General features: G+C 39.4%; 21 protein-coding genes. 8 read left to right on the forward strand and 13 right to left on the reverse strand.

Annotation, left to right across the window (positions count from 1 at the left end; genetic code table 11):
• Window positions 1-190 precede the first annotated feature (190 nt).
• The gene (locus EHO58_RS15680) at window positions 191-1,978 is read right to left on the reverse strand and encodes an alginate export family protein (RefSeq protein ID WP_208728832.1); all 1,788 of its coding nucleotides are present in this window, start codon (window positions 1,976-1,978) and stop codon (window positions 191-193) included.
• A gap of 292 nt (window positions 1,979-2,270) precedes the next feature.
• Window positions 2,271-2,792, reverse strand: coding sequence for a hypothetical protein (locus EHO58_RS15685; protein WP_135680556.1), 522 nt, complete (start codon window positions 2,790-2,792; stop codon window positions 2,271-2,273).
• Between the two features lie 337 nt (window positions 2,793-3,129).
• Here EHO58_RS15685 and EHO58_RS15690 point away from each other — a divergent pair, with 337 nt between their 5' ends.
• On the forward strand, window positions 3,130-6,654 hold the full coding sequence (locus tag EHO58_RS15690) for a nitrate reductase (protein ID WP_208728834.1): 3,525 nt from the start codon (window positions 3,130-3,132) through the stop codon (window positions 6,652-6,654).
• On the opposite strand, the gene EHO58_RS15695 is transcribed toward EHO58_RS15690, so the two are convergent.
• Together EHO58_RS15695 and EHO58_RS15700 are read right to left on the reverse strand one after the other, a co-directional pair.
• Window positions 6,651-9,125, reverse strand: a complete 2,475-nt coding sequence (locus EHO58_RS15695; RefSeq protein ID WP_135680558.1) for a SpoIIE family protein phosphatase — start codon at window positions 9,123-9,125, stop codon at window positions 6,651-6,653. The two genes, EHO58_RS15690 and EHO58_RS15695, sit on opposite strands and share 4 nt — an antisense overlap.
• Window positions 9,126-9,259: 134 nt before the next feature.
• Entirely contained in the window at window positions 9,260-9,796 is a 537-nt protein-coding gene (locus EHO58_RS15700) for a TetR/AcrR family transcriptional regulator (protein ID WP_135680559.1), read from the reverse strand.
• 109 nt (window positions 9,797-9,905) lie between these two features.
• Between EHO58_RS15700 and EHO58_RS15705 the strand changes: the two genes are divergently transcribed.
• From EHO58_RS15705 to EHO58_RS15735, 7 genes are all read left to right on the forward strand, one after another.
• Window positions 9,906-11,075: an MBL fold metallo-hydrolase gene (locus EHO58_RS15705; RefSeq protein ID WP_135680560.1), complete on the forward strand. Its 1,170-nt coding sequence runs from the start codon at window positions 9,906-9,908 to the stop codon at window positions 11,073-11,075.
• 4 nt (window positions 11,076-11,079) lie between these two features.
• Window positions 11,080-11,742, forward strand: a complete 663-nt coding sequence (locus EHO58_RS15710; protein ID WP_135680561.1) for an NAD-dependent epimerase/dehydratase family protein — start codon at window positions 11,080-11,082, stop codon at window positions 11,740-11,742.
• A gap of 133 nt (window positions 11,743-11,875) precedes the next feature.
• Entirely contained in the window at window positions 11,876-13,225 is a 1,350-nt protein-coding gene (locus tag EHO58_RS15715; RefSeq protein WP_135680562.1) for a PAS domain S-box protein, read from the forward strand.
• Window positions 13,226-13,231: 6 nt separating this feature from the next.
• On the forward strand, window positions 13,232-13,954 hold the full coding sequence (locus EHO58_RS15720) for a LytR/AlgR family response regulator transcription factor (RefSeq protein ID WP_135627148.1): 723 nt from the start codon (window positions 13,232-13,234) through the stop codon (window positions 13,952-13,954).
• 136 nt (window positions 13,955-14,090) lie between these two features.
• On the forward strand, window positions 14,091-15,479 hold the full coding sequence (locus EHO58_RS15725; RefSeq protein WP_135680563.1) for an MBL fold metallo-hydrolase RNA specificity domain-containing protein: 1,389 nt from the start codon (window positions 14,091-14,093) through the stop codon (window positions 15,477-15,479).
• 139 nt (window positions 15,480-15,618) lie between these two features.
• Complete coding sequence (locus tag EHO58_RS15730) at window positions 15,619-16,299, forward strand: Crp/Fnr family transcriptional regulator (protein WP_135680564.1); 681 nt, start codon at window positions 15,619-15,621, stop codon at window positions 16,297-16,299.
• 42 nt (window positions 16,300-16,341) lie between these two features.
• Entirely contained in the window at window positions 16,342-17,010 is a 669-nt protein-coding gene (locus tag EHO58_RS15735) for a dienelactone hydrolase (protein WP_135680565.1), read from the forward strand.
• A gap of 3 nt (window positions 17,011-17,013) precedes the next feature.
• On the opposite strand, the gene EHO58_RS15740 is transcribed toward EHO58_RS15735, so the two are convergent.
• The 9 genes from EHO58_RS15740 to ccoN are packed head-to-tail and all read right to left on the reverse strand — an operon-like array spanning window position 17,014 to window position 25,091.
• Window positions 17,014-17,772: a sulfite exporter TauE/SafE family protein gene (locus EHO58_RS15740; protein WP_135680566.1), complete on the reverse strand. Its 759-nt coding sequence runs from the start codon at window positions 17,770-17,772 to the stop codon at window positions 17,014-17,016.
• A gap of 9 nt (window positions 17,773-17,781) precedes the next feature.
• Entirely contained in the window at window positions 17,782-17,940 is a 159-nt protein-coding gene (gene ccoS / locus EHO58_RS15745; RefSeq protein ID WP_135680567.1) for a cbb3-type cytochrome oxidase assembly protein CcoS, read from the reverse strand.
• Window positions 17,937-20,402 carry a heavy metal translocating P-type ATPase gene (locus EHO58_RS15750; RefSeq protein ID WP_135680568.1) on the reverse strand — a complete coding sequence of 822 codons (2,466 nt, stop codon included), beginning with the start codon at window positions 20,400-20,402 and terminating at the stop codon, window positions 17,937-17,939. Before EHO58_RS15750 ends, ccoS begins: the two co-directional genes overlap by 4 nt.
• Window positions 20,399-20,884 (reverse strand): FixH family protein, encoded by a 486-nt coding sequence (locus tag EHO58_RS15755; protein ID WP_135680569.1) that lies wholly within the window; start codon window positions 20,882-20,884, stop codon window positions 20,399-20,401. Before EHO58_RS15755 ends, EHO58_RS15750 begins: the two co-directional genes overlap by 4 nt.
• Window positions 20,874-22,241 (reverse strand): cytochrome c oxidase accessory protein CcoG, encoded by a 1,368-nt coding sequence (ccoG, locus tag EHO58_RS15760; protein ID WP_135680570.1) that lies wholly within the window; start codon window positions 22,239-22,241, stop codon window positions 20,874-20,876. Before ccoG ends, EHO58_RS15755 begins: the two co-directional genes overlap by 11 nt.
• Window positions 22,242-22,275: 34 nt before the next feature.
• Window positions 22,276-22,809, reverse strand: coding sequence for a cbb3-type cytochrome c oxidase N-terminal domain-containing protein (locus EHO58_RS15765; RefSeq protein WP_135680571.1), 534 nt, complete (start codon window positions 22,807-22,809; stop codon window positions 22,276-22,278).
• 1 nt (window position 22,810) lies between these two features.
• Window positions 22,811-22,957 carry a cbb3-type cytochrome c oxidase subunit 3 gene (locus EHO58_RS15770; RefSeq protein WP_020768294.1) on the reverse strand — a complete coding sequence of 49 codons (147 nt, stop codon included), beginning with the start codon at window positions 22,955-22,957 and terminating at the stop codon, window positions 22,811-22,813.
• Between the two features lie 8 nt (window positions 22,958-22,965).
• Complete coding sequence (gene ccoO / locus EHO58_RS15775) at window positions 22,966-23,655, reverse strand: cytochrome-c oxidase, cbb3-type subunit II (protein WP_135680572.1); 690 nt, start codon at window positions 23,653-23,655, stop codon at window positions 22,966-22,968.
• A complete protein-coding gene (ccoN, locus tag EHO58_RS15780; protein ID WP_135680573.1) occupies window positions 23,652-25,091 on the reverse strand; it encodes a cytochrome-c oxidase, cbb3-type subunit I in 1,440 nt (479 codons plus the stop codon). Before ccoN ends, ccoO begins: the two co-directional genes overlap by 4 nt.
• Between the last annotated feature and the right edge of the window lie 174 nt (window positions 25,092-25,265).

A 25,265-nucleotide genomic window follows, 5' to 3' on the forward strand; every position in this document is an offset into this window, starting at 1 on the left:
CATGCTAATTAAGACATAGAGCGTGAAGGTTTTCATCTTAACTATTGTTAATAAATTATGTAGCTTTTTTGAAATCCATTTAGCAACAAATCATAGTCTAAATTACTCTAGAGAATATGAAGAAGTTCGACTTCTCCTAAAAAAGAAAGGAGAGGTCGAGACTTCGACCCCTCCCAAGGAAAGGATTGCCTTATAGGGAGGCGGAGACCATGAGATAAAAGAACTTAGAAGTATCATCGAATGTATATCTCTTCTCAGGATTAGAAGCATAAGGATTTGTTCTTTCATTCCCGATCGCCTCTTTAGCCTTCACAAGAGAAATCCCCATCCAGATCGAAACAGATTCAGTATAATTATAGATCCAGGTAAAATCGTACTGATAGAATAATCTTCTTCCTAATCTAGAATTCTCATAAGAGAACTTATCGTTGGAATAATTTTCCGTACTCGCTCCGGTATTCGGAACCCCGGAAACCTTATACCAAGCATCCTGCAAATTTGCTTTTTGAGTATCGTAAATCGCAAATATGAACATTCCATATTCCGTTTTGAGATTTGCCCTGATTGAATAAGATTTAATATTTTCGAACCCGGCCATTAAAGATTGGCCGTTCATAGTATTCCAATTTGGGAAAGAGCCTGCGATCTGAGGGAATAAACTCTGCCACGTTCCCACCTTGGAATCCGATCTATTAGGATCTCCTGATGCGTATGTGTAGCCTAAACCTAAGCGGATCCAATCGTTAACCTTGATCCCAGTATCCAAAGAGAGAAGTTTTGTATCATACTGAACCTTCTCCGTATAAATGTTTTTACCATTAGCCGCTTTTTGGTCTAAAATATCCCAATCCGCCTTTACTCTATCCCCGGTCATTCCTGATTGCCAAGCCGATTCTATTGTCCAGTCCCAGATCTTTCCTGCAGGTAAAAGATTATTATTCGTTCTATTGGTGAATCTGAAACCTGTGGTCAATAGATCGTCCCTTTGTTTTAAACGATTATCGAAGTCTGTGGGATTTGCGTTAGGGATCCATTTTTTAGAAACTTCGAACATATATAGATCCAGGTGAGCTTCTTCTCCGAACTTGATCGTATTATATGCGCCGAAAAAATAAGCCTGGTCTATGGATCCTTTGGATCTTCCGTTGCTTGTTGTCAAACCGTAAGGCGCGTCGTATTGGTTAGACAAAATTGTTCCGAATACATGCGATCTAAACCATTGTGAATCATGGACGAATCTAACACCATCGAATGCAAAACCTGTATGTAGCCAATTTAATGGACCCACAATTTTAAGATCCCCGAAAGCGAATACCTGTCTGCCTACAAAAACGGAAACAGGAAGTTTATCAGTTTTTTTGAATACTATATAAGCTTCTCTAATATCAGTATTATTCCTAATATTCGTATTGGTAGAAGTAGCCGGAGTCAAAGTGGTTCCGGCGCCGGTGCTGAGCCCGTAAGTCCAATTACCGGCGTTTTGAGGAGTTTGGCTTCCTCCCCAAAGTCTACTGTCTTGCATGGTAACCTTGATTGCATAATAGGGAGAAGGATCGAATAAGAACCAAAGCTGGGTGTTTTGTCCCACAAAAGAGCTGTAATCATCTGTCTTCTTATTGAAGTCAGGATTTTCTCTGGCTTCGAATCTAGGGCGAAGAGAAACTCCTAATTTCAAATTATCCAACCAAAACAGATCCGATTTTTGGGTATCCTTCATCTGTTCAGGAGTGACCAAAAGAGTTCGCAGATGATCTACCGGAATATTTCCCTTCCAAGGAGAATTATACTTAGGCTCTTGTTTTTTAGTTTTTGGGTCAGTGCCTTCGACCTTATTCGTATCGGAAGAAGGGGGCAGAGGGTTTTGTATCGTTTCCTTCGTATTCTTATTCGGATCTTCTTCCGAATATGCTGGAATACTAATAACGATAGTTATTAAGAGAAGTATGAAATTAAATTTCGGTTTCGGAATAACATTCATCCAGGAGCAACCCACAGTAAAAGTATCTTTCTAAAACTTTTAGCAATTACCGTGCCAATAATATAAAAATATCTGAATGTTGAATAAATTGGCGAATTAGAACAATCTGCTGAAATGCGATTCGAGTATTTTCTTTTGTATACGATCTAGAAATATACGTTATGTATAAATTAGGTACGTTTTCTAGGAAAAATACTTTTGTAGTATCTTCGACACTTCTTAGATAGAGTCGAATCGGCACTTGAAGCTACTATTTCTGAAAATTTTCTGATATTGGCACAAAATTTGCTGATTAAGAGATGATGTCTATATTCAGTTTTTTACGGAAATTGAATCCGTAATGTTCTATCAATTCCAGTTCGAGTTCGTTATTGAAGCGAATTATACTCTTGGCGGTTTCTTCCAGTGAAATTACTAAGGGTCCTTTTCTTCCTTCTTGGATTTCTTTTTGAAGATTCCAGAAGTATTTACTGTTTTGGAGGGACTTCTTCTTATCCGTTTGTTTGCTTTCCGAAACTCTTTTATGGATCGAAACAAGTTCGCTCGGAGTTTTTACATTTATATCTACTTTTTTTAATTCGTAAGAAAAGTCGGGATCGTGTCCATTTTCGGAAGCCTGTTTTGTTTTTGAGATCACGGAAGGGAGAAGTTTAGAAATGTCTTCATAGATCGGAAAGGCAGCAAAAATCCAATTCACAAGATTTAAGCAGGAAAGTTTTGCGGGAGATCTTTTATATTCCGCCCAGACTTCTTCTAAAAAATCCGCTTGGGAATAGAAAAAAAACAAAATTTCATGCTCGTTCTTCTCTTTCATTTTTTGGGTTCGAGCCTGGGGGACCCGTCGGTATCCAAGAGATACCATTTCTTTATATGCAGGATAAATGCCAGATCTAAAAAAGAAAGGCAATTCGTTTCTGGCCTCTTTGAATCCTGATTCCAGTGTATATTCTACACGTATGATCGGAAGGGGATCGTGAATCTTGGCTGTAAGTGTTTTGTCGAAGATACTACATTGCAGAAATTCTACACAAACTGCTTTAGAACTGAGGATAAGATAGTCTGATTCCTTTCAAAACAGATTCCAGAAGCCTCTATTTGTCCAGTTTTCCAAATAATCCAAGGTCTGGCGTGATAATTGCATGAATATAGGCATGCAAAACCCGGAAACCTTTCAGACTACCTGTCCGTACTGCGGGGTGGGTTGTGGCCTGAAGGTGGAAAAATCCGGTCCTCTGGATATTTCCGTGAGCGGGGATCCTGATCATCCAACAAACAGAGGAATGCTTTGTTCAAAAGGGATGAACTTGCATTATTCCGTCATGGACAGGTCGGACAGACTTCTTTTCCCCATGATGAGGGAAGATCGTTTTGCTACGTTGAAAAGAACTAGTTGGGACAAGGCTCTCGACTTAGCCGCGGAAAAATTCAAAAGTTTTATTCGAGAATTTGGACCTGACTCAGTGGGCTTTTATGTTTCGGGACAACTTCTAACGGAAGAATATTATATTATAAATAAATTAACTAAGGGTTTTCTCGGAACAAATAATATAGATACGAATTCCAGGCTATGTATGAGTTCTGCGGTTACCGGATATAAGATGGCATTCGGAGAAGATGCAGTTCCCGTCGGTTACGAGGACTTGGATCTTGCAGATTGTTTTTTGGTAGCCGGTGCAAATCCTGCCTGGTGCCATCCGATCGTATTCAGAAGAATTGAAGCTCGAAAAAAAGAGAATCCGAATATTAAGTTGATCGTGGTAGACCCTCGCAGGACTGAATCCTGCGAGCACGCGGACATTCATCTGCAAATAGCTCCAGGGACAGACATTTATTTATTTCATGCAATTGCGAGAATTCTAATAGAGAAGGATTGGATAGATCCTAAGTTTATACAGGATCACACGGAAGGATTCGAAGAATTAAAAACAAAAGTTTTTGAAATTTCCGTTTCTAAGGCTGCAGAGATCTGCGGAATTTCTTCCGAACTCATTTATAAGACTGCGGAATATATTTCTAAAGCAAAAGGTTTTATCAGTCTATGGGCCATGGGTTTGAACCAAAGTGTGGTCGGAGTAAATAAAAATTTAGCTCTTATCAATCTTTCCCTTCTTACGGGCCATATAGGTAAACCCGGCTCGGGTCCATTCTCCTTAACAGGGCAATCCAATGCAATGGGAGGAAGAGAAGTTGGCGGACTTTGTAATCTTCTTCCTGCACATAGAGATTTGGAAAATCCGGAGCATAGAAAGGAGGTCGCAAAATTTTGGGGAGTCGATTCTATCTCGGAGACTCCGGGTTATAGTGCGACCGAAATTTTTGAAAAGCTTGCTTCCGGAAGGATGAAGGCAATCTGGATCATCTGTACGAATCCTGCCGTAAGTCTTCCTGATGTGAGATCCGCAGAGTCTGGTCTTCGTTTGGCTGAGTTTGTGGTTGTTCAGGATATTTCCGCCGATTCAAGTGTGATCCCTTTTGCGGATCTTGTTCTGCCTGCAGCAGGTTGGGCGGAGAAGAAGGGCACAATGACAAGCTCCGATAGGAGTATTTCGGTTCTTTCTAAAATTTTAGAACCTCCAGGGGAGGCAAGAGCGGATTCTTGGATCATACAAGATTTTGCAAAACGAATGGGATTTGGTCCTTCTTTTAACTATTCAGATGAAGAAGAAATTTTTCTGGAACATTGTAGATTAACGGAAGGAACTAAGATAGATATATTAGGTTTAGATTATGAAGAAATTCGTAAACATAGAACTGTAAGATGGCCTTATCCTCAAAAAGGACATTCCGATAATATAAGATTGTTCGAGGATGGAAAATTTTATAGAAAGAATGAAAAGGCTAAGATTCATTCTGTAAGATCGGAAGACGATTCTGAAAAACCGGACGAGGATTTTCCTTTGGTACTTACCACAGGTAGGATCAGAGACCAATGGCATACGATGACTCGGACCGGTAAGGTCAAAAAATTAAGAGAACATAGGCCTGAACCTTTTTTAGAGATCCATCTGGACGATGCTTATAAATACGATATCAAAGATGGAATGGTGGTGACCATTTCGAGTAAAAGAGGATCCGTTCGGGCAAAGGCACTTCTGACCGAATCAATCAAACGAGGTGTCGTGTTTTTACCCATGCATTGGGGAAGAAAGAATGGAACAGATATATTCAGATCTAATAACCTTACAAGTTCCGCTTCCGACCCTTTTTCCAAGCAGCCAGGTTTTAAAATTTCTGCGGTCCGTATCACTCCTTATAAAAAACCCAAAGAGAAAATACTCATCGTTGGCGGCGGGACTGCAGCTTATGCATTCTTAAAACAATATAGGGATCTTGCACCTGGCGACGATATCACCGTAATGTGTAGAGAGGAAAATCCGTTTTATAATAGGGTGCTTCTTCCTGATTATATAGGAGGGGAAAAGGAATTTGACGATCTGATGCCTGCGGATCCTGAGGAAGTCAAATCCTGGAATTTGGATCTGTTCCCGAATAAATCCGTTCAGATGATCTATACGGAAGGGAAGAAGGTCCGTGATACGGAAGGAACATTATATTCTTATAATAAACTCGTTCTTGCGATGGGAAGTTCTCCTGTTTTGCCTACTAAGGTCCCTCCTGAAATGTTAGGAGTGTTCAGTTTAAGGAGCAAAGCGGATGCAGATCGTATCAAAGGTTTTTTTGTACCAAAATCCCATGCATTGATCGTAGGTGGAGGACTTTTAGGATTAGAACTTGCCGCTGCTTTAAAAGGTGTAGGAGTGCAGGTGACTGTTCTTGTTCGATCGGACCGTTTGATGTCCCAAAAACTGGATTCAGTCGGAGCAGATATCTTAAAAGAAGAGATTCTCGCAAGAGGAATAGAATTAATATTTGAATGCGAGATTTCTAAAATAGAAGGAACAGAAAGAATTTCTAAAGTACAACTTACGAACGGGAATTTTATAGAACCGGATGGAATCATTTTTGCGATCGGGACCAAACCGAATTTTGAGATCGCGGTGAAAGGTGGATTGGATTGTGATAGCGGAGTTTTGGTGGATTCTTTCTTAAGATCCAGTGATCCGGATGTATATTGTATCGGGGAGATTGCGGAACATAAAACCGGAACTTATGGAAATATTTCTGCTGTAGATGACCAGGCAAAAATTGCCGCTCAGCATCTATTCGGTTATGCGTTTAACGAATATACCGGTTCTTTGCATGCACATATTTTGAAAATTCCAGGTTTGGAACTGGCGACTATTCGACTACCTGATGTTCCGATGGAAATCCCTAAGGACAAAAGGGGAGAATTCGAAGAGATCATATTCTTAGATCGTAAAAAACGTTTTTATAAAAAATGTATTATCCGAAACGACAGATTAGTAGCCGCGATACTGATCGGAGACAAATCATCTTTTAGTAGAATGAAAGACTGGGTTTCTTCCGGGATTGAATTGGGAGATCGCAGGAAACATTTATTGAATGATGGAGAGATAATGAAACCTCTCCAAGGAAAAGTTGTCTGTTCCTGTAATGGAGTAGGAGAGGGTAATATCAGGGAAGCTATCCAGGGCGGAGAAAGGACCTTGGAAGCAATTGGAAGAAGGACCGGGGCTGGAACAGGATGTGGAAGCTGCCGTTTGGAAGTAACCACAATCCTGAAAAGTATGTTAAAAGAAGTCTCAGTTTCTTAATCTATTTTAGATTTAGATGCTGCTAATAAAACTTCCGCTCTTACCTTGTTTCCATTTTTATAATGTAATTTGCTTAAGTGTTCCAAGTTTTTGGAGTGGTTAGGATCTCTCATTAGAAGAACTTCTCCGAAGTCGATCGCCTTCTCATAATTTCCAAGTCTTGCAAGCGCATAAGAAACCCAGAGATAGACTGCACTATCATCCGGATATTTTTCGAGGTATTTTTGACCTTCCGATCCTACGTAGATATAATCCTTCTCTTCGATAGCATTCCTAAGTGCTTTTCTTCGGTTCGATTTTTCGGAAATTGCATCGGGGGCTTGCTGGTTTTGGAAAGGATCGTCTAAAATATCCGCAACAGAAGTCATTTCTTCCTTATAAGAAATTCGGACAAGACTTAAGTCGTCTATGATATCTCCTCTGGAATGGATCAGAGCTTCTATCTGTAATAGTTCTGCTTTAGCTTCTTCTACGTCTCTTAAGAATGCTCTTTCGTCTTCGTTGATGATCTGGTTTCCGTCTTCGTTGATGCCGAGTTGAACGTCGTCTCTTCCGTCGGAACCTATTAAGATTACATCATTCGGTTTGAGTTGGAGTGTTTGGACTACGAAAACTTCTTCCGGATCTTCAACTCCGACTTTTCTTAACATTCCATTTTCGGATAAGAAGTCTGCTCTTCCGTCTCTATACATCACTACTTGAGGATGTTCTGCATTCACAAAATACATTAGACCTGATTCTTCGTCCACGATCCCCACTACCATGGAGATCAACATTCTTCCGTCAAAAGACACGAATACACTTTTTAGTTCATGGTAACATCTTCTGAGCCAATGTTCCGGGAAAAGTTCCTGCATTTCTAAAGTATTTTGGGTTCTTGTGACTATAGTCTTAAAAATGGTTCCCATGATGAGAGCTCCACCTGCTCCCTGCATGGATTTACCCATTGCATCCCCATTAAAGAACACTAATACTGGTCTTCCTTTTAATTTTAAGGAATATACAGCACATAAATCTCCGCCCAATTCTCCTTGCCAATTTCTGAACTGGAATCTTTTCTTTTGTCGGCAAAGTATTTCCGCTCTTACTATATCGCTATGCCCATAGTTTCCGGCGAGTGGCTGCATTAATTGAGAAGTTAGGAAATAATCCCCGTCTTGTTGGTGTTTAAGCTCTTTGATCTCGGTTAGGCTTTTTTGAAGGTCATTTGTTCTTTGACGGACCTTCTCCTCGAGACTAGCGTTTAATTCTTCTACTTCGTTGTGAACACGAACGAAACGATTTGCCAATATAAACGCTATTCCTAAGATAAATGCCAGGAATGTAAAAGGCATGATAAGTGCCGAATTGATAAGTCTGTTTGTGACAGCATAATCGTGCAAACCGCCGAGAGCTATCAATGCAACTCCACCTAAAAGTAATCTTGCGTCGGAGTTTCCTTTCCATGCGGATCTCCCCGTAATGAATGAAATATAAGGAAGAACAAATACTACTGTGAGTCCCGCAATGATTGTAAGTAATAAATCCCGAATATATTGATTTACGAATATATCCAGAAGGCCAACAATTCCGTATAAGGCGGCTGAATATACCGCAAATTTAGGATGTTTTCCTTGGAAGAACCTTGCAATGAATAATAGAAGGCTTCCTATAAACATCATGAGTGAGAACTGATCCACCTTAGACTGCAATTGTCTATGGGAGCCGAAAAGTATCTCTGCAGTGGAATTATTAGTAAGATGGAATATGGAGAAGAAGATCGCGAACAATCCGAAATATAAATTGAATATATCGCTCGGTCTTCTGATCGCTAAAAGAAGATGATAAAGTCCTACGCTGATATAAACTGCAGCTAGTAAAAATGCTACACTCAGCTCTAATCCGAATTTTTTAAAAATGGATTCCGAAAGTCCTAAGGAAACTTTAGGCCCGCTCCAATGGAAAGGTTTTCCAGGGATCTTGCAGATCTTTGCGTATATAAAATTTTCTCCGCCCGGACGGAATGCAGCAGCAGGAAGTACGGATACGATCCTTCCGTCTTGTCCTGAAAGATAAGGATCTCTTCTTCCCGTTTTTCCGATTAAACCTAATTTAGAAGTTTCGTTTAGATAAAATTCCGCAAAGTCAGAACTATGACCTGAGTCGATTGCAACCGAGGTCTGCTGATTCATCCATGCGCGGATCTTCTCCGGTAGCGCATGACGTATAGAAATACATCCATCAAAATTTTGGTAAACATCATCCGAACTAAAATCAAACGGAACAGTGATCTTAGTTCCTTTTTTGAAATCGGGATTTGTATTATTGTCGGAGATAAATTCCCATTCTCCATTCAAGGAGAGAATAGAATCTTCCGCGATCCAAGAGGCTCTCTCACAATTACCAAGGAAAAAAACTAGGCAGAATATAAGAAGTTTTTGTGAGACAAATCTGTGTAAATTAGATGGAATGAGAAATTTCAGTTTGGTCATTACGATTCTTGTAAAAAGTCTGCTGCAGGGTATAATACCCCGATTTATTGGCAAGAGCTAAATCCTAAGACGTAGCATGATTGTAATTTTCGACCCGGAAAGGTCGGAAAATTATTGAAAACCGAAAATATCTCTTAACGTGTAAATCTTTCCGTGAGCAATTCCACTCTTTTGCGTAAAACTTTCGTTTTCGGAAGGTCCGCAGAAAGTCCTTCCAAAGCCAAGAAGAACACTTTTGCACTCTCCCTGTCCCCTAATATCTGTTCTGTGAATTTGATAATTTGGCGTTCGTATTTTTGAGTGCTCTTTGGAGATAATTTAGAACAGGTTTCATAAAACTCGGAAGTTTTAGGTTTTCCTTCTATTTTGGCCCAGGGTTCGATCAGTATCAATTCACAGACTCGAAGAAGTTTTTGTTTAGCGGAAATATTTTGGCTTAAAACCTTCTCCGCTTCTTCATAACTTCCTTCCAAGGTATAATCGAAAATTCCTTCGTATAGATCTTCTTTGTTCTTAAATTTTAAATAGAGAAGTGGGCGGGACAAATTCGCCTGTTTAGCGATATCATCCATTGAAGTTTTGGAATACCCGAATTGAAGAAAACAATATAAGGCGGCTTCTAAAATTTCCTTTTTTCTATCTTCGTCCGGAAGAACTACCTTTCGAGTCATAAGATTATTTGACAAATTTATAAAAAAATGTCAACTTTATCTGAGTTCCCAGGTCTGAAAAATTGACAAGTTAGATTAAAATTGTCAAAATGTAAGGAAATAATAAAAAATGAAGAAGGTACACAGTTCTCGAAAATGGCTCTTCCCTGTCTTGGTCTTAGCTTTGGGAGCGTCATTTTTTTATACCTGCCAGGCAATGGGTAAAAAAGCAGAAGGAGAAAGATTGATCAGAATGCAAGACTCTCCTCAATGGAAGGATGGACAATTCGTAAATCCTCAACCTCTGATCAACGATTTCTGGATGGCATTAGGAAGTATGTTCCGACAAAGTGTGGATGTAAGTCCCAAAGATCCTGTTCCTGTAGTTTTTGTAGAAAAATCAAGATTTTCTAAATTACCTAGCTCAGGCTTGAGGGTTACTTGGTTTGGACATTCTTCTTCTTTGATAGAGTTGGATGGAGTTAGAGTCTTAACAGATCCTGTTTGGTCGGAAAGAACTTCACCTTCTTCTTGGATCGGTCCTAAGAGATGGTATCCTCCTTTGATCTCTTTGGAAGATCTTCCTGAAATAGATGTAGTATTAATTTCTCATGATCATTATGATCATATGGACTTAGGAACCATTTCTAAACTCAAAGATAGAAATATATTATTCGTGGTTCCACTCGGTTTAGGGGCAAATCTTTCCTATTGGGGAGTTCCTACAGAAAAGATAGTGGAGTTAGATTGGTGGGAAACTAAGAAGATCAAAAATCTTGAAATAGTAAGTACTCCAGCAAGACATGCATCCGGTAGATATCTTTTAGATAATGATAAAAAACTTTGGTCCAGTTATGCACTTCTTGGGAATCAACATAGAGTTTATTTTTCGGGAGATACGGGTTTATTCCCTAAGATGAAAGAGATCGGAGAAAAATACGGACCTTTCGATCTAACAATGATAGAAACAGGGCAATACAACCAAGCTTGGCCTGATTGGCATATCGGGCCGGAACAAGCAGTGATCGCTCATTCGCAACTGAAAGGAAAAGTCCTTCTTCCTATCCATTGGGGATTGTTTGCTCTTGCTTCTCATGGATGGACGGAACCTATAGAAAGAGTTTTAGAAAAATCTAAAGAACTTGGAGTTACTGTGATCACTCCTAAGCCGGGAGAAAGTGCGGAGCCTGGTTTAAAAAAAGATTATATAGCCTGGTGGCCTAAACTTCCTTATAATTCCGCTAAAGAAGATCCGATCTTATCCAGCCAACTGGAAGAAAATACTGCGAGTGCGAGGTAATCAAATGAAATTAAAAGTAATTATCACAGGTTCCACAGGAATGGTGGGAGAAGGTGTTTTGTTAGAATGTTTAGAAGATCCAAATGTGGAAAAGATACTTTTGCTGAATAGGAAGTCGTATGGAATTTCTCATCCTAAAGTGGAGGAAGTCCTACATTCCGATTTTTCGGATATTTCCGCAATCAAAGACAAATTGAAAGGGTATAATACCTGTTTTTTTTGTTCCGGGGTTTCTTCCATAGGATTAAGTGAGGAAGAATTTTTTAAACTAACTCATACATTGACATTACATGTGGCAAGTACCTTGGCTTCTTTAAATCCTAATATGAGTTTTTCTTATATTTCAGGTGCAGGTACGGATAGCACTGAAAAGGGAAAAACAATGTGGGCGAGAGTAAAAGGAAAAACTGAAAATGATCTATTAAAACTTCCTTTTTCGAAGGTGTATAATTTCCGTCCGGGTTATATGCACCCAACTCCAGGAGCAAAAAATACTTTGTCCGCTTATAAGTATATTGGTTGGAGTTTTCCGATCTTAAGAGCAATTTTCCCAAAACGAGTTTCTACTTTGAAACAACTTGCAGTTGCGATGATCCGTGCGAGTGAAAATGGTTTTAGTAAGAATACTGTAGAAGTGGAAGATATTTTAGAATTGTCCAAATCTTAAGATAGATGTAGTAATTATGGATATGTTTTCGAATCTTTTTCAGGACATATCCACGTATAATTTTGATTGAGTAAGAACCGGGCTTTCGGATTTAATGAAGACTTGATCTAATACACCTTAGGTTTCTGGATTTATGGAAAGCGAAGTAAAAATGAAAAAAGTTTTGGATAATATGCCTATCCTCTTCTTTTCCTTGGATGAGAACTTTAGGCCTCTTTCCTGGAACTATGAATGTGAAAGAGTTTTGGGATTTTCTTCCGAAGAAATTTTAAACGATAAAAACTTCTCCTTCAAAAATCTTATCCAGGTAAAAGGAGAAGGGGAATCTTCCGGTTTTAATCCCGAACTTTTAAATTCCGAATTCAAGAATTGGGAGTTGGACCTAATTTCTAAGGAGGGAAAATTAAAGTTAGTCTCCCTTTCGAATATCTCGTCGGAATTCCCGTTGTTCGGTTCCACGAATTGGTTCGTAGGCGTGGATATTACCAGGACCAAGGAGATAGAAAGAGAGTTAACAAGTTCATTAAAGGAACTTTCCGATTTTCAAACTGCACTTAATGCGGTTTCTATCGTTGCGATCACGGATCGAGCCGGTACGATCATTTATGTGAATCAGAACTTCTGCGATATAAGCGGTTATTCAAGAGATGAACTTTTAGGCCATAACCATCGTATCATCAATTCAGGTTATCATCCTAAGGAATTTTTTGTAGATCTTTGGAAGACGATCGCGAAAGGAAAAATTTGGAAGGGTGAGATTAAAAACAAAGCGAAAGACGGAAGATATTATTGGGTGGATACGACCATTTCTCCAATTTTGGACGATAATGGAAAACCGTACCAATACCTTGCCATTCGGAACGATATCACGGAAAGAAAGGAAACCGAGGAGAAGGCCAGGCACGCGGAGAATAATCTGAAAATCCTACAAGATAGGATGAGCCCTCATTTTCTTTTTAATACTTTGAGTATTATCCATTCTTATCTACAGACAAATCCCGGGCTTGCGGATTCCGCCATTTTGATGCTTGCAGATAATTATAGATTTCTAATGGATCAAGCGAACCAACAACTTGTCCCTTTCGATATAGAATGGGAATTTATGGAGAACTATCTACAACTTCTAAAGCTTAGATTTTCGGACTTCTTGGAAGTGGAATCCGAAAAATTGGGAAATTTTAAACAATGCCAAATCCCTCCTTTAACCCTGCAACCTCTTGTGGAAAATTCTTATATCCATGGTTTAAGAGATAGAAAAGGAAAAGGAAAGATTAGCGTAAAAGCTTCTATCCAAGATGGAAAAACTTTAGTGACCATCCGAGACAATGGAAAAGGCCTAAGTGATGCAAATATTCATTCCAGAAGTATCGCGAACATCTCGGAACGTCTGAAATTTTATCTTTACGATTCGGAAGTAAAAATTGAAAATCATCCTGAGGGTGGCGCAATCGTCACGATCGGTTTTAAATCCGCGAAAAATTAATAACGTATGGCAGAATGGAAAACACTAATCGTTGAGGATGAGGCGCCTACCAGGGAACTACTCGTAAATTATTGTTTAGCCCGACCTGAATTAAAATTAGTAAAAGTCGCAAAAGACGGAGAGGAAGCTCTCGAATACTTACAGAACGAAGAGTTCCATCTCGCATTTTTGGACATCAATCTTCCTATTCTTTCCGGTTTGGATATTTTAGAAAGACTAGAAAATCCTCCCTATATCATTTTTATCACTGCATTAAGAGACAAGGCAATCGAAGCATTTGAATTTGGTGTAATCGATTATCTACTCAAACCATTTTCTAAAGAAAGATTTTTTAAGGCTGTGGATCGGGCCTTGGAAATTTTGGGGAATGAGGCGGACAAACCTTCCAAAAATGTTTTTAACGAACATGGGCTTTTTATTTTAGAAAAGGAAAATCATTTTCTAATTCCCTATGGAGAGATCATTTACATTTCTTCCAGAGATAATTTTAGCGTGGTCCATACCGAAAAAAGACAGTATGTAACTTATAAATCCTTAAAAAGCCTGGAACAAAAACTTCCTCCTGCCAAGTTTTTAAGAATATATAAACAATACATAATTAATCTGGAAAAGTTATCTCATTTACAAAGTGATAATATGGGAAATTACTCGGTTCATTTAAAGGATGAGGACGAAACACAACTTCCTGTTGGAAGAAAATATATCTCCAAGATCAAAGAACTTCTCTAATTTCTCCCTGTAATTTTACCGTTTAAGAACGGAATTCCCCGTATCCCATTCCAACCGTTGACTTAAGAAAGAAATTTATATATCCTCCTCTCTTTCCCGCAAACCGGGAAGAATCGTATCTAAAGGGGAATATAAAGTGGAAAACAAGAAAGAGGATCGTCTCGCTAGTTTACAATTTTTAGGAGGAGTAGGAACTGTTACAGGTTCAAAATATCTCGTAAAAGCTTTCGGTAAAACGATCTTGATAGACTGCGGGCTTTTTCAGGGAGAGAAAAAGTTAAGACTTCTAAATTGGGACTCCGACCAATTTTTCCCGACTGAAATAGATCATATTCTTCTAACCCACGGACATTTGGATCATTGCGGATATCTACCAAGAGCGGTCAAAAAGGGGTTTAGAGGCGAAATATTCGGGACTAAGCCGACATTAGATGTATCTAATATAGTCCTAAAAGACAGCGCAAAATTACAAGAAGAAGATGCCGAACTTGCAAATTCCGGGGGATATTCAAAACATAAGCCCGCTCTTCCTTTATATGATAGTGATGATGCGGAGAAGACTATCAAACTATTTCATGCGGTAGAGATTGGAGAATGGTTCGATATAGATCCAAATATAAAATTCCGTTTCAGATATAACGGTCATATTTTAGGAGCTAGTTTTATAGAATTAAAGATCGGTAATAAAACTCTAATTTTTTCAGGAGATATCGGAAGGGATGAAGACCCTCTTTTATTTCCTCCTGAAAAGCCGGAGAAAGGTGATATTATTCTGATAGAATCCACTTACGGAAATCGGATACACAGAGGAAATCCAATCAAACGTTTGGCTCAGTTGATCCATGAATTCTCCACTTCTAAAGGAACTATTATCATTCCATGTTTTGCTGTAGAGAGAATACAGGCAGTCATGTACTTGATCTGGAAATTGATGAAGGAAGGCGAAATCCCGAATATTCCCGTCTATATGGATTCCCCTATGGGTTCCAAAGTTTTAGATTTATTTAATATTTATGGAAGTGAATGGCATAAATTAAAGGAGGATGAATTAGCCGAACTTAAAGAGGATATATTCTGCATTACCGAATCTTCTGAGACTAAAAAGATCGCAAACAAAAAAGGTCCTAAAATTGTGATTGCCGGAAGTGGAATGGCCACAGGAGGCAGAGTTCTTTCCTATTTGGAACATTCTTTAGGAGATCCTAACTCTTTAGTATTGTTCGTAGGTTACCAAGCAAAAGAAACCAGAGGTAATAAACTGCTCAGAGGAGATACTGAGATCAAGATCCGAGGTAGATATCACGAAGTCAGATGTGATGTCCAAAATATAGACGGCTTATCAGCTCACGCAGACCAAACAGAGCTTATTCATTGGTTATCCAAGATCAAAACTCCGCCCAAAGAAGTGTTCATTGTGCATGGAGAAGAAGACGCAAGCAAGATCTTGGGAAATCGTATCCGCAAAGAATACGGTTGGGATACACAGATCCCACAAAGGGGAGAAGTTTTCGAATTCGAAGTATAATCCATGATTTGGGGTCGGGAATTTTCACCCTGGAAATCCGCAGGAAACCGCCCCAATCGGTAGGATCTCCCACCGGCCCTTGACCTTTGCTTTATTCTCACGTATGGTAAGAACATCGAGATATAAAAGGGACTTAAACATGACCAGCGCAGTAAAAATCGAAACTGAAACAAACCGAGTTTTACCAAGGGAAATTTTTCTAAAAGAAAACCTTCTCCACCACCATGAACTTAATTTTACCCGTAGGAAAATTTCCAAAGGTGAGATACTATTCTCCCAAGGAGAGCAGGCCAACGGATTTTATATAGTCGAGACCGGTTCCATCCGATCTTATAGAACTTCAGGTTCCGGAGAAAAACAGCATACATTCAAAATTTATCATCCGGGTAACTGGGTAGGGATCAGAGATGCGGCTATAGGCGGAAATTATCTGCACCATGCAGTTGCACTTGTTGAATCCACAGTTCTGTTCGTAGAGGAAGAAGAACTTCGCAGGCTTCTAAACTCCGATTCACAATTTCAAAACTCAGTGTTTAGACAAGTTACCATCGAGGCAGTGGAATCGGAGAATAAGATCTATTCTTTAGGAACTCGTCAGGTTCACGCAAAACTTTCGGAATTTTTACTACAATTATCAGAATCCCAAGACTCGGAAGAAGATCTTCCATTCACTCGCGAGATCATGGCATCTATGATCGGTGTGACTACAGAAACCTTGGTTCGTGCCTTGGCTGATTTTAAAAGCAGAGGTTGGGTGGAAATAGACAAAAGAAAAATAGTGATTAAAAATGAAGAGGCTCTTCTTCGTTTGCTGGATTAAACATCCGAACCTTTTCTAAATCGAAAATTACAGTTTTATAAAATGGTCCGGTATGATTTTCAAACCACTCTCGACTTTCAAGTAAATCGGGTCCAACTAAAAGGAGAACTTTTTATTCCAAGCCAGGCCGCCTTTTTGGCGGTTTTGGTTTTGGATGAGAAGGACGACAAATTTGCGGATCGGTTTTCTAAGATGAGAAATTTTCTGAATGAAAGGGGAGTGGCCACTCTTTTTCTAAAAGGTTTATTGACCCAAGAGGAAAGGGAGATCCACGCAAATCGTTCTGATATAAATCTATTATCCGATCGTCTTTTAGAGATCACTAAACAGATCAAAAATATAGAAGGCGCGGACTCTTTAAAAATTTCTTATATAGGTTCTTCCGTAATTGCCGGTAGAATGTTCCGTGCAGCTGGAAGTTCGGATTCCCCGGTCGAAAGTTTAATCCTGATAGGAAATGGCCTCCAGGAATATAACGGCAAATTTTTAAACCTTTCCGTTTTGAATATTTTAGGAGAGCTTGATTTTACGGGAAGAATAGTGAATCGTTCTATTTTTTCTAAGATAGAGAGCACGGTTAAAAAAGTCTATTTTGTGCCTGGCTCTCCCAGTCATTTTGAAGATAATACCAAATGGTTTATGGTATCGGAAGCAATCCAAAGATGGTATTTATTCCCTGAAAAAAGATCCTTAGAATTCTCCGAATTTTAAAATTTAATGATGGTGGTGATGATGGCCACCTTCTTCCATTTTCACTCCGGGTTCAGAATGGTTATGAGTATGATTCATTCTGAATAACATCAAGGAAATCGAAAGAAGAATGATCGCAAAACCTGCGAGTTTGAGTTTATCCTTTCCGAATTTTGTTAAGATCATCCTAAATCCTAAACCGAATCCGAATCCGAATAGTAAAGGGAAGGTCCCTAAAAAGAAAAAGAACATACTCAAAGCGCCGAATGCAGGAGATCCTGTTGCAAATGCCATTACGAATGCAGGATATAATATCCCGCAGGGTAAAAAACCTGTGATCATCCCGAACATAAAACCGATCGCTAATTGAAAACTTGGGCTCTTGTTTTCTCTGGATCTTAAAAGTTTAGATCCTAGCTTAGAAAAAATCTTGGAGAAAAATCTATTTTGGGTCCAATCTTTTTGGAAGATAATGGAAAGTCCAAAGAGTAGAATAAACGCTGCACCGAACCATGCTGCAAATTCTTGAGCAGGAAGTAATAGGGAAAGGCTTTTGTTTGTAACCTTCCCCAAAAATCCAAAGCCTAAACCTATGGAAGTATAAGAGACCAATCTTCCTAGATTATATAAAGTTTGTAATAGAACCGAACTTGTCTTTTTATCCGAAGGGGAGATTGTAAGATTTAAACTTCCTGCCAAAGGACCGCACATTCCCAAACAGTGAAAAGAACCTGTTAGACCGTTTAAAAAGGATCCGAATAATATCGCAGATACCAATTCCATAATAAACTCCTAATTAGATTTGTCCTGTTTATCTTCTTCGAATAATATTCTATATTTAGGGCCCTCGATATCTTCATATTGTCCCGACTTTAGATTAAGTAGGAATATGTAAAATGCTCCGAAGGAGATCATAAGTGCGATCGGAATTGTCAGATACAAAGCGTTCATGTAAATACCCTATGTTTTAAAGAAATTGAATTTAATACTACTGTCAATGAGCTCAAAGTCATAAAGCCTGCACAGATCACCGGGAGCATCAATCCTCCTGCTGCCAGAGGGATCATTATGGAATTATAAACTAAAGAAAGACATATATTTTGTAAAATGACACTTCTTGTTTTTCTGGCGATTAATACTGATTTTGGGAGTGAATCCAATCTGTTTTTGACTAGGATGATATCCGATTTATCCAAAGAAAGATCGGAACCCATTCCCATGGAAATGCCTAAATCTGCCTGGGCGATACATGCAGAATCGTTAATTCCATCTCCCAACATTAGAACCACTTCTCCGGAAGATTGGGCCTCGATTATCCTTTCTTTTTTTTGGATAGGAGTTAGATTTGCTTTGAAGTTTTGGATCCCGAGTTCTTTGGAAAGTGTTTCCACCTTAGATGGAATATCTCCGGACAAAATTTCCATATTAGAAAAAAATGATCTTAATTCTTGGATGGAACTTTTTGCTTCCGGTCTGGCTTTATCCCTAAATTCCCAGGCGACTAAAGGAATACCATTTTCAGCTAGGTGAACCCATCCGTCGTTTTCGGGTTTATTTTCCCAGGCAAAGTTCTTTTTACCGATCCTGTAAGTTTTGCCTGCAAATTTTGCCTCCATTCCTTCTCCTGGAATTTCTTTGTAGGAGGTCCAATCAGGGGGATTGTTAGAGGAATTATCGGCAATGATATCCGTAGATATTTCCTCTAAGAACTCGGGCGTTTGGTTTGCGAACGCTTCTATAATCGATTTTGCGATCGGATGAGAAGATCTGGATTCTAATCTGATTGCGATTTCTCTGAACCTAGAAGGATTTTTGTCTGATACGAAGTACTTCTCTGCGTTTAATTCTAATTTGCCCGTAGTTAAGGTTCCGGTTTTATCAAAGAAAATTCGATTTGCTTTTGCTAAAATTTCTACCGATTCCGGATTTTTGACAAGTACTCCTTCTTTAGATTGGAGTAGATGGCTGATCACTAGAGCTGCAGGGACACTTAAACCTAACGCGCAAGGGCAGGCTACGATCAATACGCTGATCGTATTTAAGATAGCATCTTCTGTGGAATGGAATTGAAACCAATAGATAAATGTTCCTATCGCGACAAATAGTACAATTTTAATAAATACCGCAGCCAGTTTGTCGGTACTTCTTTGGATTTTCGGTTTTGTTAATAAAGAATCTTCTAATATTCTACCTATTTGTGCAAGAGAGCTTTCGTTCGTATTTCCTTTCGCCTGGAATTTCACGTCGGTGGAAAGAGAAACCGAGCCTGCTTTGACTTCTGCTCCCCTTGATTTTCGGATCGGTTTACTTTCTCCTGTCAAAACGGATTCATCAAAAAATGCAGTTTCGGATTCTAAGATCCCGTCTACAGGTGCCTTACTTCCCAAGGACAATCTGACTAAATCTCCTCTTTCAATAAAAGAAGCAGAATGTTTGGACCAAACTCCCTTTTTGGAAACTTCGTATTCTTCGGGTAGAAGGGAGAGTAATTCTCCGATTTTGGCGCCTGCTTTGTATCGGATCATTGCCTCGAAATATTTTCCGAGTAAAATGAAAAAGTAGATTGTGCAAACGGAGTCGAAATAAACTTCTCCTTTGCCTGAGACGGTTACATAAATGCTATAGAAGTAGGCGAGACTGACTCCTGCGAATAATAATGTGTCCATTCCCAGTAGTTTTCTTTTCCAGGATTCATAGGCTCCTTTCCAGAAGGGATAACCTGAGTAAAAATAAACGGGAGTGGCAAATATCCAAGAAATATAATGGAATAAATTTTTAATATTTAATTCCATTCCTTCAAAATAACCGGCGTATAGACTAGCTGAGAATAACATGATATTTCCCCAACAGAAGCCTGCGACTATCATTCGAATGCTCAGTTCTCTAAACGGTTTCTCCACTTTCGATTCCGCTTTTAATGGAGAATATAGTTTGGCTTTATATCCTAAACTTTCGATTGTTTTGATTATTTTTCCGAGTGTGATCTTAGAAAGATCGAAGCCTATTTTTAGTCTTCCTGTCCCAAAATTGATCCTGGCTTCTTGGATACCTTCCTTTTTTGTGAGAACTGTCTCGATCAGCCATACACAGGCGGAACAATGTAGGTTGGTGACAGTTATATATACGTTTGAATCCGGACCATTCTTCTTTTCTAAATATTCCGAATATACGGATTCATTATCCAATTCTTCAGGAGAATTTTTTTGAAATTCTCTATCGATCGGTTCTAAGGACTGTGTTCCTCTGATTTGGTAAAATTGGTCTAATCCGTTTTCGAGTAATAAATGAGAGATCTCTGAGCAGCCGTTACAACAATATTCTCTTTCAACTCCATGTTCCTTTCTGATTATAGATATCCCGTCAATTTCAGTATTACAATGAAAACATAATGTTTTGTTTTCTAATACTTTCAATGGATTACCTTAGCCGATACGGTTTTTTCCAAGGTTCCTTCCGGGATTTTGGCGGAAATTGAAACTCTCCATTCTCCCGGAAACGGAATGGAGAGTGTTCCTTTGTATTTTCCCGGAGTTATTTCCTTTAAAGTAATCGTTTCATTAAATTTTTCGGTAGCTGTTTTATCTAACTGAACTTGGATCTGAGCACCTTTGATCTTTTCTTGTCCATGTTTGAATTCCAACTGTAGTTCTTGTTTTCCTGATTGGAGTATACTTGGTTTTTGGATCCAATCCGCTTGGAATCCATAGCCGGCCTCTATCATTTTTCTTTGAGATAGAATGGACTCTTCGTATTTGAGTCCTTTTTCGTAATAATTCGAGTCGATTGCCGGTGTATGTCCTGATAATGCAAGTTTTACAGTGTAAAATGTAGCTACAAATAATGCCAGAAATGCGATCTTGATCACCCAAAATGCTCTTTTTAAACTAACGTCCATGGACTATCCTCTCATCATTTGGTAATTTCCATCCGGATATAGAAACCGGAAGTAGGAACGGAACTGTTTCGGATTTGGAATATTCAAAATCCTGAATATCTATTACTTTTAGCTTGATATCATGACTTCTTTTTTGGGCGTCTTGTTCCGCTATTTTAAGCTCTATAAAAAGTCTGTATCTTTCTTCAGAATTACCTTTTAGTTCTACTGTAGCTTCTTCCGTTCCACCGACGAGTATTCTTCTTTCTCCCTGAAGATCTGAGTTTTCTATTTCAAATTTTAAGGTCCTATCCTTAGAAGTCAGGTTTTGCATTTGTACTTCATAGAAATTCCGCACAATCCCGTCCTGGACCAACATAGGTTGTATATTCCTATCCGGAAGAACGGAAAGATAGAGCGGCACTCTTTTAGATAATAAGAACCCGATGGAAAAAATCGTAAGTATTAGGAAAAGTGCATAAATAATCGTTCTTGGGCGGACCCAGCGGATGGGGGACCCTTTTTCTGAGATCTGGTTTTCCGACCAATAACCTATTAGTGATTTTTTATTTTCTTTAGCCATTTGTTTTGTGCATGCATCCGAACATTTTCCACATGCGATACACCAAGGATTGGCTCCATCTCTGATATCTATTCCTGTAGGACATACTACAAGGCACATATTACAAGCAGTGCAGTCCCCGATCTTGGTTTTTCCCTTTCTTCTGGGTTCTCCTCTTGTGTAATCGTAAGTGATATTGACCGAATGATTGTCCATCATCACTGTTTGGAAACGTGCATATGGACATCCGTACTTGCAGAATTGTTCTCGTATAAAGGCAATGTCCGCATACATAGCGAACGTAAAAAATCCTAGAAATAAAGACCAGGTAGGGAATTCTGAATTAGGATTTTGGAAATAACCGATCATTTTGAATGGATCGGCAAAGTATGAGATCCAAGCGAAAGATGCAGCAAAGCTGACCAAGATCCAAGCTAGATGAGTTAAAACTACTAATGCTCGGTTTGCGTCTTGTTTTCCATATTTGGAATCTTGGATCCTTCTTCCTATCCAATCGAAAATATCGGAGTAGATGGTTTGAGGGCAGGCCCATCCGCACCAAACTCTGCCGATTAGGGTCGTAAAGAAGAAGAGGCAAAGTCCTGCTGCAATCAGGAATAGATGAAGAAAATATCCTTCTTGAGGAATAAAAATATGACCGAATAGAAAAAACTTTCTATCCGGTATATCCAATCGGATAACTTGAAATCCGTCCCAGCGAATCCAAGGGGTTATAAAAAAGAGAAGAACTAAGAATACCTGGACGTAATTTCTGGCAGTCCTTATCTTTCCTTGCATTGGCCTTGAAATGATCATTGCTCCTCCTTAGGATCCTCTGAGACGGTTGAATTTATTTGGAAGATTTAAGCTCCGGATTTTTCGAGGCCAACCATGCCAGTACTTGGTATACTTTTTCGGAACCTAAAGAGTTCTCGTGTGCAGGCATTGGTCCTCTACCTAGTTTAGCTCTTTCTACAGCAATTCCCTTCATAACGGTTTCATAAAGTTCCTTGTCGGTGTTTCCATGTAACCATTCTTTATCCATTAGATTCGGGCCTACTAAACCTTCTCCTGTTGGACCGTGGCAGGCTACACAATAGGTTTGGAATGTTTTCTGTCCTGCATTGATTGCGTCTTGGTTTCCTCTGAATGGATTGGAGCCATCAGTGGACTCGACTGCAACGTTACGATTCGGAAATTCTTTCTCGTATTCTTGGATCTGGGCAGCGTAATATTCGCTTGTTCCCCAATCTGAAAATACGTGGAAGTATACCGCGTAAATTCCTGCGAAAATTACACATCCTAAGAACACCCATTTCCACCATTCAGGAAGAGGATTGTCTGCCTGTCTGATCCCGTCGAATTCCTTGTTTGGGTCGCTCATCTTAATCCTCCTCCAACATTCTGAATTTTGGTTTTTCCATTCTTTCCTTTCTGGAACTTCTATATACGTATAAGATAATCGTAAATATGGAAAGCACCAGGATCGGAAGCCTTAATGATTTATAGATTTGTAATGTGTCTAGATCCATATTGTACCTCACTGTAAACTTTTGGACAATTCGGCGGTATCTCTTCCCAATTTCAGAAGATAAGCGATTAATGCATCTCCGGCTGTTTTACCCGCCAATAGGCTAGAAGCAGAAGAGATATCTTCCTCGGTATAAGGAACTCCTATCTTTTGGAGTCCTCTCATATGGTCCGCGATCTTAGAAGCATCTATGATAGAAGATTCTTCGAATAACCAAGGATAAGCAGGCATAATTGACCCTTTCGCAGTATCTCTTGGATTGATCAAATGTGTCTTATGCCATTCCGCAGAGGGTTGGATCTGGGATTCATGCGCTAGATCCGGTCCTGTTCTTTTGGATCCCCATAAGAAAGGGTGATCGTAAACATATTCTCCCGCTTTGGAATATCCGTCTTTTCCGTAAGAATGTTGCGGGTCGAAACGATCCACTTCCCATTTGAAAGGACGTATCATCTGAGTATGACAGTTATTACATCCTTCTTTCTGGTAAACGTCTCTCCCTGCTAATTCCAATGCGTTATACGGCTTTACATTCTGAATAGGTTCAGCCGTTTTTGAGAGGAAGAATGGAGGAACCAGTTCGAATAATCCTCCGGCTAAGATAGCGATCGTGGTATATAAGGTGAATTTAACTCCGTGTTTTTCCCACTGATCGGTAAAACCGGAGAACCAATCCAATAATTTGTCGAACCAATTCATACAACTTTCTCCTCTTTTGATCCGATCCTTAGATCGATTTCCTTGAATCCGGAGCCGGAGTTCAGGATAGTGCGGACAACATTATAGATCATGATGAGTAGTCCGATCAGGTATAAACCACCTCCGATACCTCGGAATAATCTATAAGGTTTCAGAGTTTCAGTGATCTGCACCCAGTTCGGGAATTTTAAGGCACCTGTTTCGTCTATCGCTCTCCACATAGAACCTTCGCTGATACCTGATACCCACATGGATACGATATACAATAAGATCCCGAGTGTCGCTACCCAGAAGTGAGTGTTGGCAAGTCTCTCAGAGAATAGGTTCGTATTCCATAATCTTGGTACTAGGTAATAGATGACTGCGAACGACATCATTCCAACCCAACCTAAGGTTCCACCGTGAACGTGTCCTATGATCCAGTCGGTGTTATGACCTAAACCACTAACGGCTCTAATGGAAAGAAGTGGACCTTCGAATGTGGACATACCGTAGAACGTAAGTCCAACGAGTAACATCTTCAACGTAGCATCCGTTTTGATTTTTTCCTTTGCCTGTGTGAGAGTTAAAAATCCATTCAACATTCCACCCCAAGAAGGCATCCATAACATTATACTGAATACCATACCTGTTGTTTGTAACCAATCAGGAAGAGGAGAGTAAAGTAGGTGGTGAGGACCTGCCCAAATATACAGAAAGATTAAACTCCAAAAGTGAATGATGGAGAGCCTATGACTGTAGATAGGTTGTTTGATATGTTTAGGAAGGTAGTAGTACATCAATCCCAAAAAAGGAGTAGTGAGAACGAAAGCGACTGCGTTGTGTCCGTACCACCATTGGATATTGGCATCATATACACCGGAATAGACCGAATATGATTTGATCCAACTTACAGGAATGGAAAGGTTATTTACTATAAATAGGATCGGGATGGTGACCCAAGACGCGATATAAAACCAGATCGCAGCGTATAATTGTTTTTCTTCACGAGTAAAGATCGTTGCGAAATAATTGATTAGGAATATCACAAACCAGATCACGACCATAAGGTCCAAAGGCCATTCCAATTCGGCGTATTCTTTGGATTGGTTTAAACCTAAAGGTAGAGTGATAGCTGCAGCTATTATTGTAAGGTTGTATAGAAATAAGTGTAAGTTAGAAAGCTTGTCGCTCCAAATCCTTACTCTACAAAGTCTTTGTACCGTGTGATAAGCTGTTGCGAATATGATACTTAATGCGAAACCGAAAATTGCCGCATTCGTATGTAAGGGTCTTAGCCTGCCGAAAGTGAAGTAGGGTCCGAAATTCAATTCAGGATATACCATTTGGAAAGCGATCCATACTCCTACAAGCATGGAAGCCACACCCCAAACCAATCCCGATATCAAAAATCCTTTGACGATCGTATCGTTATATTTTTGTTCTGAAGAACTCATTCTTGATCTCTCCGGTATTTTCCGTGAAGGATAATTCCACATTTAGATTGGAATGTCGAAACGCAAGGAATCCGACTTCTTCTTCCCTCAAAACGGTCTTGATAATTGTCAATTGGGGAATGGAGAGGTGAGAGCTATTGTAAATAAATTAGTGCTTAACTAAATTATAATATA

This window comes from Leptospira selangorensis (genome assembly GCF_004769405.1).
Classification (GTDB): Bacteria; Spirochaetota; Leptospiria; order Leptospirales; family Leptospiraceae; genus Leptospira_B; species Leptospira_B selangorensis.